The sequence below is a fragment of the Pseudomonas sp. TE50-2 genome, from assembly GCF_040813665.1.
In the GTDB taxonomy this organism is placed as follows: Bacteria; Pseudomonadota; Gammaproteobacteria; order Pseudomonadales; family Pseudomonadaceae; genus Aquipseudomonas; species Aquipseudomonas soli.
In genome coordinates this window covers 1,239,288-1,255,928 of sequence record NZ_JBFNXN010000001.1, presented here as the reverse complement: position 1 = coordinate 1,255,928, position 16,641 = coordinate 1,239,288, and the positions used below count along the sequence as shown (strand labels likewise).

The 16,641-nt window shown below is 66.7% G+C and carries 13 protein-coding genes; 4 read left to right on the top strand and 9 right to left on the bottom strand.

Annotated features, from left to right (window positions below; genetic code table 11):
• Window position 1: 1 nt before the first annotated feature.
• The 5 genes from AAHK21_RS05555 to AAHK21_RS05535 form a co-directional block, all read right to left on the bottom strand.
• Window positions 2-1,078: an acyl-CoA dehydrogenase family protein gene (locus AAHK21_RS05555; protein WP_367856667.1), complete on the bottom strand. Its 1,077-nt coding sequence runs from the start codon at window positions 1,076-1,078 to the stop codon at window positions 2-4.
• Between the two features lie 10 nt (window positions 1,079-1,088).
• Window positions 1,089-2,213: an FAD-dependent oxidoreductase gene (locus tag AAHK21_RS05550; RefSeq protein WP_367856666.1), complete on the bottom strand. Its 1,125-nt coding sequence runs from the start codon at window positions 2,211-2,213 to the stop codon at window positions 1,089-1,091.
• Window positions 2,210-4,153, bottom strand: a complete 1,944-nt coding sequence (asnB, locus tag AAHK21_RS05545) for an asparagine synthase (glutamine-hydrolyzing) (RefSeq protein WP_367856665.1) — start codon at window positions 4,151-4,153, stop codon at window positions 2,210-2,212. The genes AAHK21_RS05550 and asnB overlap by 4 nt, the downstream gene beginning before the upstream one ends.
• Before the next feature lie 80 nt (window positions 4,154-4,233).
• Window positions 4,234-5,016 carry an enoyl-CoA hydratase-related protein gene (locus tag AAHK21_RS05540; protein ID WP_367856664.1) on the bottom strand — a complete coding sequence of 261 codons (783 nt, stop codon included), beginning with the start codon at window positions 5,014-5,016 and terminating at the stop codon, window positions 4,234-4,236.
• Between the two features lie 5 nt (window positions 5,017-5,021).
• On the bottom strand, window positions 5,022-6,209 hold the full coding sequence (locus AAHK21_RS05535) for a hydroxymethylglutaryl-CoA synthase (protein WP_367856663.1): 1,188 nt from the start codon (window positions 6,207-6,209) through the stop codon (window positions 5,022-5,024).
• A 583-nt stretch (window positions 6,210-6,792) separates the two neighbouring features.
• Between AAHK21_RS05535 and AAHK21_RS05530 the strand changes: the two genes are divergently transcribed.
• The 3 genes from AAHK21_RS05530 to AAHK21_RS05520 all read left to right on the top strand — a co-directional run bounded on the left by AAHK21_RS05530 (window position 6,793) and on the right by AAHK21_RS05520 (window position 8,650).
• Window positions 6,793-7,689 carry a LysR family transcriptional regulator gene (locus tag AAHK21_RS05530; protein WP_046856506.1) on the top strand — a complete coding sequence of 299 codons (897 nt, stop codon included), beginning with the start codon at window positions 6,793-6,795 and terminating at the stop codon, window positions 7,687-7,689.
• A gap of 485 nt (window positions 7,690-8,174) precedes the next feature.
• Window positions 8,175-8,414, top strand: a complete 240-nt coding sequence (locus AAHK21_RS05525; protein WP_139672580.1) for a hypothetical protein — start codon at window positions 8,175-8,177, stop codon at window positions 8,412-8,414.
• Window positions 8,411-8,650: a DUF3077 domain-containing protein gene (locus tag AAHK21_RS05520; RefSeq protein WP_367856662.1), complete on the top strand. Its 240-nt coding sequence runs from the start codon at window positions 8,411-8,413 to the stop codon at window positions 8,648-8,650. Before AAHK21_RS05525 ends, AAHK21_RS05520 begins: the two co-directional genes overlap by 4 nt.
• 480 nt (window positions 8,651-9,130) lie before the next feature.
• On the opposite strand, the gene AAHK21_RS05515 is transcribed toward AAHK21_RS05520, so the two are convergent.
• The 4 genes from AAHK21_RS05515 to AAHK21_RS05500 form a co-directional block, all read right to left on the bottom strand.
• Window positions 9,131-10,498, bottom strand: a complete 1,368-nt coding sequence (locus AAHK21_RS05515) for a TolC family outer membrane protein (RefSeq protein WP_367856661.1) — start codon at window positions 10,496-10,498, stop codon at window positions 9,131-9,133.
• A 78-nt stretch (window positions 10,499-10,576) separates the two neighbouring features.
• Window positions 10,577-13,654, bottom strand: coding sequence for a MexW/MexI family multidrug efflux RND transporter permease subunit (locus AAHK21_RS05510; RefSeq protein WP_367856660.1), 3,078 nt, complete (start codon window positions 13,652-13,654; stop codon window positions 10,577-10,579).
• 36 nt (window positions 13,655-13,690) lie between these two features.
• Entirely contained in the window at window positions 13,691-14,794 is a 1,104-nt protein-coding gene (locus AAHK21_RS05505; RefSeq protein WP_052752633.1) for an efflux RND transporter periplasmic adaptor subunit, read from the bottom strand.
• Window positions 14,791-15,444, bottom strand: a complete 654-nt coding sequence (locus AAHK21_RS05500) for a DsbA family protein (protein WP_367856659.1) — start codon at window positions 15,442-15,444, stop codon at window positions 14,791-14,793. The genes AAHK21_RS05505 and AAHK21_RS05500 overlap by 4 nt, the downstream gene beginning before the upstream one ends.
• Before the next feature lie 161 nt (window positions 15,445-15,605).
• Here AAHK21_RS05500 and AAHK21_RS05495 point away from each other — a divergent pair, with 161 nt between their 5' ends.
• On the top strand, window positions 15,606-16,532 hold the full coding sequence (locus AAHK21_RS05495; RefSeq protein WP_102683602.1) for a class I SAM-dependent methyltransferase: 927 nt from the start codon (window positions 15,606-15,608) through the stop codon (window positions 16,530-16,532).
• Window positions 16,533-16,641 lie beyond the last annotated feature (109 nt).

The following is a 16,641-nucleotide window of genomic DNA, read 5'->3' as shown; positions in this document are numbered from 1 at the left end:
TTCACAGGTGCCGGGCAATGATTTCCAGCATGATTTCGTGGGTGCCGCCGCCGATGGCCAGCAGGCGGGCGTCGCGGTGGATGCGTTCGACCAGCGAGGGCTCGACGCAGCCGTGGGCGCCATGCAGCTGCACGGCGTCGCGGGCCAGGGTTTCCAAAGTCTGCACGGCGCTGTTCTTGGCGATGGCGACCTGGTGCGCGTCGAGGGTGCCTTCGGCTTGGCGGGCCACGCAGGTGTCGACGAACTGGCGGCTGACCGTCAGCTGCGCGTAGTGCTCGGCCAGGCGCTGGCGGATCACCGATTTGTCGAACAACGCCTTGCCGCCGACCTGGCGGCTCTTGCACCAGTCGATGGCGGCTTGCAGGGCCATGTCGGCACTGGTGATGGCCATCACCGCCAGGTTCAGCCGCTCCTGCTGCAGGCTGGCCTGCAACAGGCGGCCCACGCCACCTTTCTCGGTCAGGCGGATGGCCGGCACGTTCTCCAGCTCCAGGTCGGCCAGCGGCAGGCAGCGCCAGCCCAGGGCGCGGCGCGGCGTATGGCGGATACCGGCGGCCGAACCCTCCACCAGGAACAGCGCCAGGCCGTCCTCGCAGTGACCGACCATCAGCAGCCAGTCGGCGCGGGTGGCGTTGCAGATGAACGCCTTGTGTCCGTTCAACCGGTAGCCGTCGGCCTGGCGTGTGGCGCGGCACTCCAGGGCACGCAGGTCGGAGCCGGCCTGGCGCTCGGTGATCGCCAGGGCGATGCTCTGGCGGCCGTCGAGCACCGCCGGCACCAGGTCGTGGACGATCGGGTGGCCGGTGGCCTGCACCGCCTTGAGGCTGACGAAATGCGAGCCCAGGCCCATGGTGATGCCCTGGGCGCCGCTGCGGGTCAGTTCCTCGATGAGCACGGCCACCGCCCGTGGGTCGTCGGGCAATTGCCGATGGTCGTGGCCCAGGCCCAGCAGGCCGGCGGCGCCGGCCTCGCGGTTGAGCGCGGCGGGGTAGGCGCCGAGCTGTTCCCAGGCATCGATGTTCGGCGTGATCTGCGCCTGGACAAAGGCTTGCAGGCGCTGGCGGTATGCGTCGGTCATGGCGGCCTCCTCAGAACACCGTGGTCAGGGCCAGGTCGTGGAAGCGCTCGACGATCGGCCGGATACGCGACGAGGTCATGGCGCTGTCCTCCTCGAAGTAATACAGGTCGGTCATGTCGCGCATCACTTCCAGCATCACCCGCGAACGCTCGGCGGCGCGGATCTCGTAGCGCTGCAGGGCGCTGTCGAGGCGCTCGTCGCAGCAGCCGACCAGGGCCTGGGCGAGCATGAAGGCGTTCTCCAGGCCCAGGGTCAGGCCGTAGCCGAGGGTCGGCAGCATGGCGTGGATACTGTCGCCGAGCATCACCACGCGGCCGTTCTGCCAGCAGCCGGCGCCGGTCAGCGCCATCATCTTGTGGGTGAGGATCTGCTCGTGCTCGGTGGCTTCCATCATCCGCACCACATCCGGCGGCAGGTCGGCGAACAGCTTTACCAGGCCGTCGCGGTCGAGCAGCGGCTGGTTGCGGTGCTGGTAGGCGGCGAACCAGTAGCGGTACGGGCGGTCGGCCGCCAGCGGGTAGGTGACCACCCGCGAGAACTCCGAGGCGAAGATCTGGCAACGGTCGGGCAGCAGCAGCGGCGAGTCGAACTCGACCATGCCGCGGCTGGCCACCAGGCCCGTGTCATAGGGGGTCAACCCCGGCTCCAGGCACTGGCGCACGGTGGAGCCGACGCCATCGCTGCCGATCACCAGGTCGAAGTCTTCCTGCTCGCCGTTGCTGAAGGTGACCCGCGCCTGTTCGCCGACCCTCTCCACCTTCTCGCAACCCATCTGGTAGCGGATCTGCCCCGGCGCCAGGCGTTCGCGCAGCAGGCCGAACAGCTCGGGGCGCGGGAACATCACCGCCGGCGCCGGGATCCCCAGGCCGTCCGGGCGTACCGGCTGGCTGTGGATCAGGCGACCGTCGCGGCCATGGGTGTCGAGGAACTCGATGGCCTTGCCGCGGCCGATGAAACCGGTGTCGTTGAACAGGAAGCGCAGCACCTGCACACCCTGGGGCCAGACGTAGATGCCGGTGCCCGAGTCGCGCGGGCCATTGGCCCGCTCGTACACCGTGGCCTCGAGGCCGAAGCGCTTGAGAATCAGGGCGCAGGCCAGGCCATTGAGGCCAGCGCCGATGATCGCGATCTTCATGCGGCCACCTCGCTCAAGGTGTTCCAGCTCTGGCCGCTCATGCGGTAGCGGCGCTGCAGCAGGCACAGGCTGGTCAGCTCCATCAGCATCGGGTCGAGCAGGCCTTGTTCCTGGGCGCTGAGGGTCGGCAGTTGCTTGAGCAGGCTGCGTACCTTGGCCGCGTCGAAGAACGGCAGCGCGTCCAGGTCACGGCTGTGCAGGGTGTCCTGCACCAGCTGCCACAGGCGGCCTTGCTGCTGCAGGGTGGCCGGCGGCGCGCGGAAGTAGTGCTTCTTGCGCTCGTACAGGGCCTTGGGCAGGTAAGGGCGCATGGCTTCGCGGAACACGTACTTCTCGGTGGCGCCGCGCACCTTCATCCACACCGGCAGCTGGCAGGCCAGTTCGACCACGTGGTGGTCGAGCAGCGGCACGCGGCCTTCGATGCTGTTGGCCATTTCCATGCGGTCGCCCAGGGTGGTGAGGACGAAGTTCGGCAGGTACGACTTGGCCCACAGGTACATGGAGTTGTGCACCGGGTCGCGGTCGGCGAGCTTGTTGTGGTCGAGGCGGTCGAAGAACTGGCGGTACGGGTCGACGCCGGTGAAGTGGTCGCGGAAGTCGCCGCGGTACAGGCTCTCCAGGGCCTTGAACCAGCCGGCCTGGTTGTCCAGCCACGACACGCCGTGCTTGAGCTGGTCGACCATCCAGTGGATGTCGTGGGGCATGTGCGCGTTGGTGTAGCCCTGCTCGTTGGCCTGGATGCGCTGGCGCAGCAGGTCGATGACTTTCGGGTCTTGTTGTTCGTTGTTGTACAGCAGCATGTCGCGGCGGAAGTGCGGGTAGCCGGCGAACACTTCGTCGGCGCCTTCGCCGGTCAGCACCACCTTCAGGCCGGCCTTGCGCACTTCCTTGCTGAGGATGTACTTGGCCACGCCGTGGGCGTTGAAGAACGGCGTCTCGTTGTGCCATACCGCCTGCTCGAAGTTATCCGCCAGGTCGTCCTGGGTGATCTCGATGGTGTGGAAGCGCGCGCCGTTGTGCTCGGCGGCCATGCGCGCGAAACGGTTCTCGTCGTAGTCGTCCATGTCGGTGAACGACAGGTTGAAGGCATCCAGCGGCTCGCCCTTGAGGGCGGTGGCCATGCCCAGCATCGCCGAGGAGTCGATGCCGCCGCTCAGGTACACGCCCATCGGCACGTCGGCGCGCAGGCGCAGGCGTACGGCTTCTTCGATGGAGGCACGCACGGCCTCGATCATGCCGGCCTCGTCGCTCGGCGCCGGGGTGTCGCGGCGGGCGAATTCCATGTCCCAGTAACGGCCGCTGTGCAGGCCGCCGTGGTCGACCATCACCCAGCAGCCCGGCTGCACGCTGCGCACGCCTTCGAACAGGGTGTGGTCGCGCAGGTAGAAGGCGCGGCTGGCATAGGCGTTCTCGTCCCAGGTCGGGTTGACGCCGGCGGCCAGCAGGGCCTTGATCTCGGAGGCGAAGTACCAGTTGCCTTCGTGCTGGGTGTAGAACAGCGGCTTGATGCCCAGGCGGTCGCGCACCGCCAGCATCAGGCGGCGACGGCGGTCGAACAGGACCATGGCGAACTCGCCGCGCAGCTCCTTGAGCCCGGCCATGCCGGAGCGGCGGTACAGGTGCAGGGCGATCTCGCTGTCCGAGGCGGTCTTGAAGATCGCGCCTTCGGCCTGCAGCTCGGCGCGGATGCGCTCATGGTCGTAGAACTCGCCGTTGACGATCACCGCCAGGTCGCCTTCGTCGGCGACGATCGGCTGCATGCCGTTGTCCAGGCCGATGATGCTCAGGCGGGTATGGCCAAGCACGGCGCGCTCGCCCGGGTCACGCCACAGGCTGTGCTCGTCCGGGCCGCGGTGGTTGATGGCGGCCAGGGCGTCGAGGATCGACTGGTCGCTGATGCTGTTGCGTTTGGACTGGTAGACACCGATGAAACCACACATGGCAAAATCCTTTTCTCATAGGTCGGGCGTCGTCGGCGACGCCGGAACGGCGCGGGCTTCGTGGTCCGCGCACCCAGGGTTCATTGCGCCCAGAAGGGGCGGCTGCGTTCGAAGAAGGCGGCAAGACCGTGCTGGCCCTCGCTGGAGGTGCGCAGGCGGGCGATCAGCTGCAGGTTGCAACCCTGCTCGTCGAGCAGGTGGTCGCGGCCTGCCAGGCGCGCCAGCATCTGCTTGATCTCGCGACTGGCCTGGGGGCCGGTCTGCAGCAGGGTGGCCAGCCAGCGGTCACGGGCCTGCTCCAGCTCGGCGGCGGGCACCAGGCGGTGGACCAGCTGCAGGCGCAGCGCGTCCTCGGTGCCGAACACCTCGGCCGAGAGCATGTAGCGCCGTGCCTGGCGCACGCCCATGGCGCGCACCACGTAGGGGCTGATCAAGGCCGGGGCCAGGCCCAGGCGCGCCTCGCTGAAGCAGAAACGCGCATCCTCGGCGGCCAGCACGTGGTCGGCGCAGCACAACAGGCCCAAGGCCCCGCCGAACACCGCGCCGCGGGCCAGCATCAGCACCGGCACCGGGAAGTCGTCCAGGCGCTGCAGGACGTTGGCCAGCAGGCTGGCGTCCTCCAGGTTGCGCGCATGGTCGAACTCGCGGCTGCGGCGCATCCACTCCAGGTCCGCCCCGGTGCACAGGTGCTCGCCGGCGCCGTCGAGCACCAGGGCGCGCAGCCCGGGGTGCTCGGCGAGGGCCTGCAACTGCTCGTGCAAGGCCCCGAGCAGGGCCTCGTCGAGGGCGTTGCCGGCATGCGGACGGTTCAGGGTCAGGCAGGCGACCGCAGGTTGCGGCCAGCTCAGCAGCACGTCGCTCATGGTCGTCAGCTCGCCATCTTCAGGGACAGGGCGGTGCTCTCGTACTGACGGCGGTAGCCCTCGCAACCGCCGTAGCGGAAGGCGCCGCCGGTGACGTACGGCGTGCTGTAGTCGGCCGCGGCCGGGTGGTTGTCGCCGTAGAACCAGCTGCTGTACTGCTCATGGCCCAGGCGGGTGCGGCTGGCCAGCATGCGCGCATGCGCCTTGCGCCGCGAATGAGCCTGGTAGCCCGGCACCACGGTGGCGCTGAAGAACTCGCCGACGCTGCCCGAACCGTAGCTGAACAGGCCGATGTTGCGCCCGGTCAGGTCCTCGTCGCTGTTGTCCAGCAGCGACAGCAGGGCGATGTACAGCGAGGCGGTGTAGCAGTTGCCGATGGCCTTGCCGTACAGCTGGCTGGTGGCGTAGGCCTGCTCGCCCAGGGCCTTGGCCGCTTCGGGTTCGATCGCCTCGAACACCGAGAAGGCCTTCTTCGCCATCTTGGTGAACGGCTGGTGGAAGCACAGGAAGCTCATGTCTTCCAGACCCAGGCCGCCGTCGGCGCGGTAGCTCTGCCAGGCGTTGCGCAGCGACTCCAGGTAGACCTCGATCGACAGCTTGCCATCGACCAGCGCGGTGCTGCGCAGGTTTGGCCGCCAGAAGTCCGAGACGTCCAGGCTGTAGCGGCCCTGGTGCGGGTGCAGCTCCAGCAGGCGCGGGTTCTCGGCCACGATCATGGCCACGGCGCCGGCGCCCTGGGTGCATTCGCCCTCGGAGTTCTGCTCGTAGCGGGCGATGTCGGTGGCGATTACCAGCACCTTCTCGTGGGGGCGCTGGGCGACCAGTGCGCGGGCCATCTGCAAGCCGGCGGTGGCGCCGTAGCAGGCCTGCTTGAACTCCACCACGCGGCAGTCGGCACGCAGGCCGAGCAGGCTGTGGACGAACAGGCCGGCGGCCTTGGACTGGTCGATGCCGCTCTCGGTGGCGAGGATCACCGTGGCGATCGAGGCGCGGCTGGCGTCATCGAGCAGCGGCAGGGCAGCGTTGGCCGCCAGGGTCACGATGTCTTCGTCCGGGGCCGGTACGGCCATGAACTCCTGGCCGATGCCGACCAGGTATTTCTGCGGGTCGATACCGTGCCGTTCGGCAAGTTCTTCCAGTGCGAAAAAGTGTTGCGGTACAGACAGCCCAATATCATCAATGCCGATTTTCATGTGTATGCCCAATTATTTTTCACTGTTGAAAAAATCCCAAAATACACAACCGGTCTTGTTGTTCCGGTGCCAGTCCCTGCTGGCCATTTAATTATTGCGGCTGAAGCTTTTGCCAAAAAAAGCGAATAATTCCGATGGGATTGATGACGCCTGTTCATGGTTTTCCGGGGGCGGAAAGTTTGCGTTTTATTTATCGCGCGCAGGCGTGCGCCCCGTGATTCCACGCGGCTTGTGCAAAAGGGTGATGAGCGGATTGTCGAACAATAGGTCAATTAAAATTTTCAATTGTCTTAATATGAAAATTTTATGGCGGTGTTATCGCCAGATTGACCTGTTGTTTTGGCTATATATTTATGCCGTATCGCTTGTGCATATCTGCATGGTCGGGACTTCCTTGTCCATTATTCATCCAATAGTGCCAGGCACTGTGCGGGACGTTGTTGTCGCACGTAGCGGGCTGGGCGAATAGTGACAAAAAGTGCGTGCATCGCGGCACGGTCTTCATGTGTTGGCGGCAGCTGTGGTACAACGCCGCAGGACAAAGGATTCGTCGCCCGGTTTTCGGGCACACAAGGAGGTAGTGGTGTTTTCCAAGATCAGTCTCGATCAGTGGCGCGCGTTCGTCTGCACGGTCGAGTGCGGCGGTTTCCAGCAGGCCGGCGAGCACATGTACAAGTCGCAGTCGGCGATCAGCCATTCGGTCAACCGCATGGAAATGCTCCTGGGCCAGGAGCTGTTCATCATCGAAGGGCGCAAGGCCGTGCTCACCTCGCTGGGCAAGGCGCTGTTGCCCCAGGCCAAGCACCTGCTGGGCGCGGCGCAGAAGCTCGAGCACCTGGCCAACCAGTACCAGCCCGGGTTGTTCACCGAACAGGCGCTGGCGGTGGATGTGCTGTTCCCCATTGAATTGCTGCAGCAGGCATTGCAGGAGTTTGCCCTTGAGTACAAGGATCACCGTATCCGTCTGTACGAGACGGCGTTGTCCGGGGCTCGCGAGTTGCTTGAGGACGGCAAGGTCGAGCTGGGCATCGCCAGCAGCCTGCCCTCGGGGTATCTGCAGGAGTTCCTGCTCAATGTCTCGTTGATCTGTGTGGTGGGGGCCAGCCATCCGCTCAGCGAGGCGCAGGGCGAGTTGAGCCTGGACGACATGAAGAACCACCGGCAGGTGGTGATCCGCGATTCCGGCACGCGCAATTCGCAGAACAGCGGCTGGCTGGGGACCTCGCAGCGCTGGACGGTGAGCAGCCTGGCGGCGGCCGAGAGCTTCGTCGAGCGGGGGATGGGCTTTGCCTGGCTGCCGGAGCACCGGGTGCAGCAGGGGCTGGCGCAAGGGCGGTTGGTGCGGGTCAACCTGCAGCATCAGCGGGAGCGGGAGGTGCCGATGTACATGGGGTATCCCGAGGAGTACCGGCACAGTCCCGAGGTGCGCTTGCTGGCGCAGATACTGCGGGAGCGGTGCCGGGAGTATCGGCCGGGGTGATGGGGCCAGGTGCTTGGCGTCATTGTCGTAGCGCCTGAGTGATCGAGCGCCGCTGACGCGGCGCATCGCCGGCAAGCCGGCTCCCACTCCGACCGCGCCGCCCTCAAGCCAAGCGCCGTTCCTGTGGGAGCTGGCTTGCCAGCGAAAGGGCTGCGCAGCAGCCCCGGCGATCTGTCAGATTTTTCCGAACCTGAAACTAAATGCTTCAGCCAGCAAAGCTTGGGAACTATCCTACGCGCTTGCCGGAAGCTGCTGCATTGTCGGGGAAATACCCCACGGATAACTTCACCGGGTCGCCACATCAGGTGACCGGGTGTGAGAACCCGACTTGCACTGCCAAGGCTATTGCTTCATGGCAGTCATGCGCGGGCAGACTTCGGTCTGGCCGGCTTCAGTGCACCGGTTTCTCACCCCGCGTACGGCTGCCACCTTTGTCCGTGAGAAAGATCGAGATGGCCGCTCCTGTCACGCACTGGAGTTTCATCATGAAAAAGATCGTCCCAGACCCACCGCGTCTAGCTCCCTTCATCGCTATCCGCCCGACCCTCACCCGCGAAGAAGCCATGACCGCCGCCGTCGAAGTGGCCACGGCCATTTCCGATGTCCTCGATATCTACTTCAAGACCGAACCTGGCGAAACCCAGGACCGTCTGTTCACCGCCAGCGACTACCTTGGCCAGCTTGCCTGTGCCTTGCTCGAACACAAGCCGCAGGTGCAGCCATGACCAACGCACGCACCGCAGGCCGGACCCGTTACATGGACCTGTTCAAGGTCGAACCGGGCATTCCCTTCGCGGATGCCTTCAGCGAGTTGTCGGTGCTGCTTGGCTGCATTCGCCACCTCACCTGCGAGGCCGAGATGGAAGGCGACCTGATGGCGGGCAGCGCAGCGCGCATGTTGAGCGCCATGGCCAAGGCGTTGATTGATGATATGGAGTTGGGGTTGAACCGGTCCGGTTGATCCGATGGCCCTATTGCGGGGCCAGTCGCAGTGGCGCTCCCATGCCAAACACCATCCCGTTCAAGGTCTTTTGGCGCGAGGGCAATTGACCGCAGCAGGGCTACCAGGTGTTCGCCTTAGCTCCTGCAGCGCCTATCAGATCGAGCGCCGCCCGCGCGGCGCATCGCTGGCAAGCCAGCTCCCACATTTGTTTCGGGCCAGTCTATCCTGTGGGGTTATCACTGTCCGCCTTGGTGCATGCCTTGGGACTGGTGGGGCGCCAGTGGTGCCCACGCTGAAACCGCGTCGTACCAACAAGGCGTACAGCCGCGGCGGCGCAGGCATAACTGGCCCGAAACAGATGTGGGAGCTGGCTTGCCAGCGATGCGCCGCGCGGGCGGCGCTCGATCTCACAGGCGCTGCAAGAGCTGCGGCGAACACCTTGAAAGGCCTGACGCTAAACACCCTGTCGTGTGAGCGGGCCCCGCGATTACCAATACCTCACCCCCGCAGATCACTCGGCAGGAAATCCCGCTCCGGCTCGTAATCCAGCTTCAGATACCCCGCCAATTCGCGCAGGTCCTCCGGGCTCAGGCTGCCGGCCTGCTGCTTGAGCCGCAGGCTGTCGACGATGTACGCATAGCGCGAGACGTTGTAGTCACGCACCGCGTTGTACAGGTCGCGCTGGGCATCGAGGATATCGACGATGTTGCGGCTGCCCACCTCATACCCCGCCTCGGTGGCCCGCAACGAGCCCTGGCTGGAGATGATGCTCTGGCGCCGCGCCCGCACCTGCTCGACATCGCTGACCACCGCGCGGAAGGCGTTGCGCGACCCTTCCAGCACCTCGCGTTCGAGACTGGTGCGGCCGTACTCGGTACGCGCCAGCTCATGGGTGGCCTGGCGCACCCGCGCGCTGGTGCCGCCGCCGCTGAACAGCGGCAGCTTCATCTGCACCATCACCGAGCTGTCGCGCTGGTTGCCCGAGCGCTGGCCAAAGTGCGCGCTGGAGTCCATCAGGTCGCTGTCGCCCTCGGTGTAGCCCATGGCCAGGTTGAAGGTCGGCAGGTGATCGGCCTTGCTGCTGCGCAGGGTCTGGCCGGCCTGGCTGACGGCGGCCTGGCTGGCGCGCAGGCGCAGGTTCTGCGCCATGGCCTGTTCGACCCAGGCCTCGGCGCGCTCGGGCACCGGCGCCTGCACCGGCAGGCTGTGGCGGATCCCGGCCAATGCCGGCTGGGCTTGGCCGGTCAGGCGCATCAGTGCCTGGTAGGCGTCCTCGCTGCGGCGCTGACTGTCGATCAGGTTGGCGCTGGCGCGGTCGAAGCTGGCCTGGGCCGAGAGCATGTCGTTCTGGTCGGACAGGCCGGCGTCGTAGCTCAGTCGGGTCTGCTGCAGTTGGCGGTCGAAGGCGCGCAGCTCGGCCTTGGCGGTGGCCAGGTTGTCCTCGGCCAGCAGGGTGTCGAAGTAGCTGCTGGCGGTGTCGAGGATCAACTGCTGCTGGAATGCCGAGAAGTCCAGTTCGGCCTGTTCGTTTTCGGACTGCGCGGCCTTGTAGTCGAACCAGCGGCTGAGGTCGAACAGCGGCTGGTCGAGGCTCAGGCGGTACAGGCTGCCGCTGCGCTGCTCGACCTGGCGGCGGTCGCTGCGCACATCGCCGGCCTCGGCATCCAGGGCCACCTGCGGCAGCAGGCGGGCGCGGGCCAGGGGCACGGCCTCGCGGCGGGCCAGGTAGTTCTCGCGGGCGGCGGCCATGTCGCTGTTGTGCTCGACCACCTGGGCGTACACCGACATCAGCGTCGCACGGTCGGCGGCAACGGCCTGGGCCAGGGGCGCCAGCAGCAGCAGGGGCAGAAGGGTCTTACGTAGCATGTCGTTTCTCTTTATTCGGGCCGGCCGCTCCCAGGGGCAGCCGGTCATGGCTGCCACAGGGGAGGGCGGGCTAAGGGGTCAGGCCGGCTGGGTGTAGGCGGCCAGTTCCTGCAGGCGTGGGTCTTCGCTGGCACGGTGGTCCTTGGCCAGCAGCGAGTACACGGTGGGCAGGATGAACAGGGTGAACAGGGTGCCGACCAGCATGCCGATGACGATCACCAGGCCCAGGCTGAAGCGGCTGTGGGCGCCGGCGCCGCTGGCCAGCAGCAATGGCACCAGGCCCACGACCATGGCCGCGGTGGTCATCAGGATCGGCCGCAGGCGGATCTGCGCGGCGCGTTCGATGGCCGTGCGGCGGTCGAGCTGGTCGGCCTGCTGCAGTTCGTTGGCGAACTCGACCATGAGGATGCCGTGCTTGCTGATCAGGCCGACCAGGGTCACCAGGCCGATCTGCGTGTAGATGTTCACCGTGGCATAGCCCAGGTACAGTGGGATCAGCGCGCCGCACACCGACATCGGCACGCTGACCAGGATCACCAGCGGGTCGCGCAGGCTTTCGAACTGCGCGGCCAGCACCAGGTAGATGACCAGGATGGCGAAGATGAACGTCACCACCAGGGCGCTGCCTTCCTGAACGAACTGGCGGGCATCGGACAGCCAGTCATGGCTGAAGCCGGTGGGCAGGGCATTGGCCTGGGCGGCAAGGAACTGCACCGCGTCGCCGATGCTCACGCCCGGCGCCGGCACCGCCTGCAGGGTGGCCGAGTTGAGCTGGTTGAACTGGGTCAGCTTGTTCGGCTCGATCGACATGTCGAAGCTGACCAGGGTCGACAGCGGCACCTGGGCGCCGTTGGCGGCCTTGACGTACTGGCCGACCAGCATCTCGGCAGACAGGCGCTGGGCCCGTGCCACCTGCGGGATCACGTCGTAGGAGCGGCCGTCGAGGGCGAAGCGGTTGACGTAGTTCTCGCCCACCAGCACCGCCAGGGCATCGCCGATGGCCTGCATGCTGATGCCCAGGTCGTTGGCCTTGCTGCGGTCGATGTTGATGTTGACCAGCGGGCTGTTGAAGTCCAGGTCGCTGTCGACCACGGCGAACAAGCCGCTGGCCATGGCCGCCTGCTTGATCTTGTCCATGGCATCGAACACCACGCGGTGGTCCTGGGAGCTCTGGATCACCATCTGCACCGGCAGACCGCCGGTGGAGCCGGGCAGCGGCGGCAGCTGGAAGGCGAAGATGGCCACGCCCTCGATCTCGCCCACGGCTTTCTGGATCTCGGCCTGCAACTGGTCGGCGCTGCGCTGGCGCTTTTCCCAGGTGCTCAGGTTGGCGCCGCCGAACGCGGTGCGCGGGCCGTCGTTGCCGTTGACCACCCAGGTGATGTCGGTTTCCGGGAAGGTGGCGAACAGGCGGTCCATGCGGTGCGCGTACATCTGGGTGTAATCGATGTTGGCGTACTGCGGCGCCTTGGCCACCGCCAGCACCTGGGCCTGGTCCTCGACCGGCGCCAGTTCGCGCTGGGCGCCGAGGTAGAGGATCGGCAGGCTGACGAACACCGCCGCGGCAATTGCCAGGGTCAGCCAGCGATGGTGCAGGGACACGTCAAGCAAACGGCCATAGCCCTTGCCCAGCCACTGGAAGAAGCGCTCGGCGCCACGCGCCATCGGGCCTTCGCTGGCCTGGCGGTTGAGCAGGAAGGCGCTCATCACCGGCGACAGGGTCAGCGCCACCACACCGGACACCACCACGGCGCCGGCGAGGGTGAAGGCGAACTCCTTGAACAGCGCGCCGGTCAGCCCGCCCATCAGGCCGATGGGGGCGTACACCGCGGCCAGGGTCAGGGTCATGGCGATCACCGGGCCCGCGATCTCGCGGGCGCCGACCAAGGCCGCCTGCAACGGCGACTTGCCTTCCTCGATATGCCGGTGGACGTTCTCCACCACGACGATGGCGTCGTCCACCACCAGGCCGATGGCCAGGACCATCGACAGCAGGGTCAGCAGGTTGATGCTGAAGCCGAACAGGCTCATGATCGCCGCCGCGCCGATCAGCGACAGCGGGATGGTCACCAGCGGGATCAGCACGCTGCGCAGCGAGCCGAGGAACAGGAAGATCACCACGGCGACGATCACCACGGCCTCGACCAGGGTCTTGACCACTTCATCGATGGACGCCTGGATGAAGCGCGCCACCTCGAACACGATATTGGCGGTCATGCCCGGCGGCATGGTCTCGCGGATCTGCGGCATCATTTCCTGCACTGAACCGACGATGGTCAGCGGGTTGCCGGCGGGGGTGGCGTGCAGGCCGATGAACACCGCAGGCTCGCCGTCCATGATGCCGCTGGTGTCGTAGGAGGTGGCGCCGAGCTCGGCGGTGCCGATGTCGCTCAGGCGGATCAGCGTGTCGCCGTCGCGGCGCACCACCATCTGGCGGAACTGGTCGACGCTGGTCAGGTCGGTGTTGATGTTGATGTTGGCCGAGACGTACTGGCCCTTGGTCTGCCCGGGGGCGGCCTGGAAGTTGTTCTGGCGGATGGCCTCGGCCACGTCGCTGGCCGACAGGTTGCGCGCGGCCATGCGCGCCGGGTCCAGCCACAGGCGCATGGCCAGTTTCTGGCCGCCGAGGATCTGCGCCTCGGCCACGCCGTCGATGGCCGCCAGGCGCGGCTGCACCACGCGGGAGATGTAGTCGGTGATCGCCGGCAGGCCGATGTCCTTGCTCGAGAAGCCGACGTAGATCACCGCCGTGCCTTCGCCGGAAGACTTGGCCACCACCGAGTCGTAGGCGCCTTCGGGCAGGCGGTACTTGACCTGGTTGACGGCGGCCATGATCTCGGTGAGGGCCTTGTTGGAGTCGGCGTTGAGCTTCAGGCGCACGGTGATGACGCTCTTGCCCTGGGTCGAGGTCGAGCTCAGGTAGTCGACGCCGTCGACCGAGGCCACGGCCTGCGAAATGGGCTGGGTGACGAAGCCCTGCATCAGCTGCGAGCGGGCGCCGGGGTATTCGGTGGTGATGGTGATGGTCGCGCTTTCCAGCTGCGGGTACTGGCGGATCGGCAGGTTCAGCAGCGCCAACAGGCCAAGCATGACGATCATCGCGCAGACCACCAGGGTCAGTACCGGGCGGCGGATGAACAGGTCGGTGAATTTCATGGTGCTACAGGTCCTTTTCAGTGGCACGCAAACCCATTACTGCTGGGCCAGGTCCGGCTTGCGCGTGGTGCTGGCGGCCAGGGTGTCGTCGGTGACCCGCACCGGCATGCCGTTGCTCAGGCGGATCTGCCCCGAGACCACCACGCGGTCGCCCGGGGTCAGCGCGTCGAGCACCACCACGCGGTCGTCGCGGCGCGCGCCGAGCTTGACGAACACCTGCTCCACGCGCAGGGCGCCGTCCTTCTCGCGCAGCACGTACAGCGAGTTGCCGTAGGCGCTGTAGCTGATCGCCGTCTCCGGCACGCTCAGCACATCGGCGTGGCTCGGCAGCTCGATGCTGACGTTGGCGAACATGCCTGGCTTGAGTTGCTGGCCGGGGTTGTCCAGGGTTGCCTGCACCAGCATGGAGCGGGCGCCCGGGTCGATCTGCGGCTCGAGGGTGGTAACCGCGGCGACAAAGCGCTGCTGCGGCCAGGCGTCGACCTTGAGGGTGATGGCCTGGCCCGCCTGCAGGGCGGCGGCGGACTGCTCGGGCAGCGGGAAGTTGACGTGCAGGCGCGACAGCTCGGTGAGGGTCACCAGGCTGTCGCCGGGGCTGACGTACTGGCCGAGGTTGACCTTGCGAATACCCAGTACGCCGGCGAACGGGGCGCGGATGGTCTTCTGCGCGATCTGCGCCTGGACCTGGGCGATCTCGCCGAGCAGCTGGTCGTAGTTGGCCTGGGCCTGGTCCAGCTGGGCCTGGGTGGAGGCCAGCGGCAGCACCTTGCGCGTGCGCTCCAGGGCCAGCTTGGCGTTCTTGGCCTGGGCCTGCAGCTTGGCCAGCTCGCCGCGCTCGGGCGCGTCGTTGAGCTTGACCAGCACCTGGCCTGCGGCCACGGCCTTGCCGGCGGTGAACTCCAACGCGGTGATGCGCCCGCCGACCTCGGGCGAGACATTGACCTGGTGTACCGCCTCCAGGGTGCCGACGGCGCTGAGCACCTGCGGCATCGGGCCCGACTGCACGCGGGCGATTGCCACCGGGGTGGCGTTGGCCTGGGCGGCGGGGGCGTCGTTGGCCACTACCGCCGGGGCGGGCAGCAGGGCCATGGCCAGCAGCGACAGGGAAGTGCCGGCGGCGATCCAGTAACGGTTTTTCATTGGGCGGCTCCTTGTGCCTGGTTCTGGTTGGCACGGACCTGGATGAAGGTCTGGCGCAGTTGCTCGAGGCTCAGCGCGCCGGGGACCAGGTAGCGGCCGTCGATCACCAGGCTGGGCACCGAACTGATGCCCAGGCGCCGGCCCTGGGCCAGTTCTTCCTCGAGCATCTGCGGGGCCTGCTGGTCGAATGCCGTGGCGAAGGCCTGCGGGTCGAAACCGGCTTCGGCGGCCACCGCCAGCACGGTGGCGCGGTCACCGATGTTGTGGGCCTGCACCAGGTGGGCTTCCTGCAGGCGGTCGAACATGCGCTCGTGGCCTTCGTTGCCGCCCAGGGCCTTGGCGGTCTGGCAGGCCAGGCCCGCGAGCAGGCCGGTGGGGTACTCGAAGTCCTGCTGGCGCATGGCTTCGATGTTGATGCGCTTGACGTCCTCGGCGCGCGAGCACGACAGCCAGTGGCTGAGGATGGTTTCCTTGGCCTTGGGCATCGAGCCGAAGCGCTCGACCATCGCCTCGCGGCTGGTCTGCAGGATGAAGCTGCGGTGCTGCACGTCCAGGTTCAGTTCGTCCTGCAACTGCTTCAGGCGCGGGGCGAGGACGAAGCACCAGCCGCAGACGACATCGTGGAAGAATTCGACTTTCAGGGGTGACATGGCAGTGATCCGGTTTCAGGGAGGGATGGCCGCACTATCCACAGCGCCCCGGCAAGAAAAAAGCGACAAAAGTGCCGCAAACCCTCTCATCCCCTTCATCGATGGCCGCCCGGCCCGGCCGCGAGCGGGTAGAATGGCCCTTTTGCCTGACCGTAGCCGACATGAGCCCAGCCATTGCCACCCTCGAGCAGCACCTGCTCGCCGCCCTCGACCCCGCCCCCCAGGAGACTCGCCGCCTGTTCCATGGCCGTGGCCGCTGCTGGCCGGGGCTTGAACAGATCACCGTCGACTGGCTCGACGGCGTGTTGCTGGTGGCGCTGTTCCGCGAACCGCCCGAGGGCCAGCTGGCCGAGCTTGAAGCAATGCTGATGGCGCTGGCCGAGCGCCCGCAGTGGAGCGGCCAGGCCATCCTACTGCAGCACCGCTACCTGCCCGACAGCCCTGGGCAGTGGCTGTGGGGCGCGCCGTGCCAGCAGCGCGAGGTGGTCGAGGATGGCCTGAAATACCTGCTCGACCTGGGCGTGCGACAGAACAACGGCCTGTTCCTCGACATGCGCTACGGCCGGCGCTGGGTGCGCGAGCAGGCGGGCGGCAAGCGCGTGCTCAACCTGTTCGCCTACACCTGTGGTTTCTCGGTGGCGGCGATCGCCGGCGGCGCCGAGCAGGTGGTCAACCTGGACATGGCCAAGTCGGCGCTGTCCCGGGGCCGCGACAATCACCGGCTCAATGGCCATGACGCTTCGCGGGTCGCGTACCTGGGGCATGAGCTGTTCAAGTCGTGGGGCAAGGTGCGCAAGTACGGGCCGTACGACCTGATCATCATCGATCCGCCGACCTTCCAGCGCGGCAGCTTCGTGCTGACCCAGGACTACGCCAAGATCCTTCGGCGTTTGCCGGAGCTGTTGACTGAAGGCGGCACGGTATTGGCTTGCGTCAACGATCCGGGGATCGGGCCGCAGTTTCTCATCGAGGGGATGGCCGAGCAGGCGCCGGGGCTGGCGTTCGTCGAGCGGCTGGAGAATCCGCCGGAGTTTCCGGATGCGGATCCGGAGGGGGGGCTGAAGGCGCTGGTGTTTCGCCAGGGGTGATCAGTAGCCCTTACCGGCCTATCGCCGGCAAGCCGGCTCCCACAGGAGATCGCGTTCCCCGTCGGAGCAACTGTCTTGTGTTGCTTGTAGTGGCCTCATCGCTGGCAAG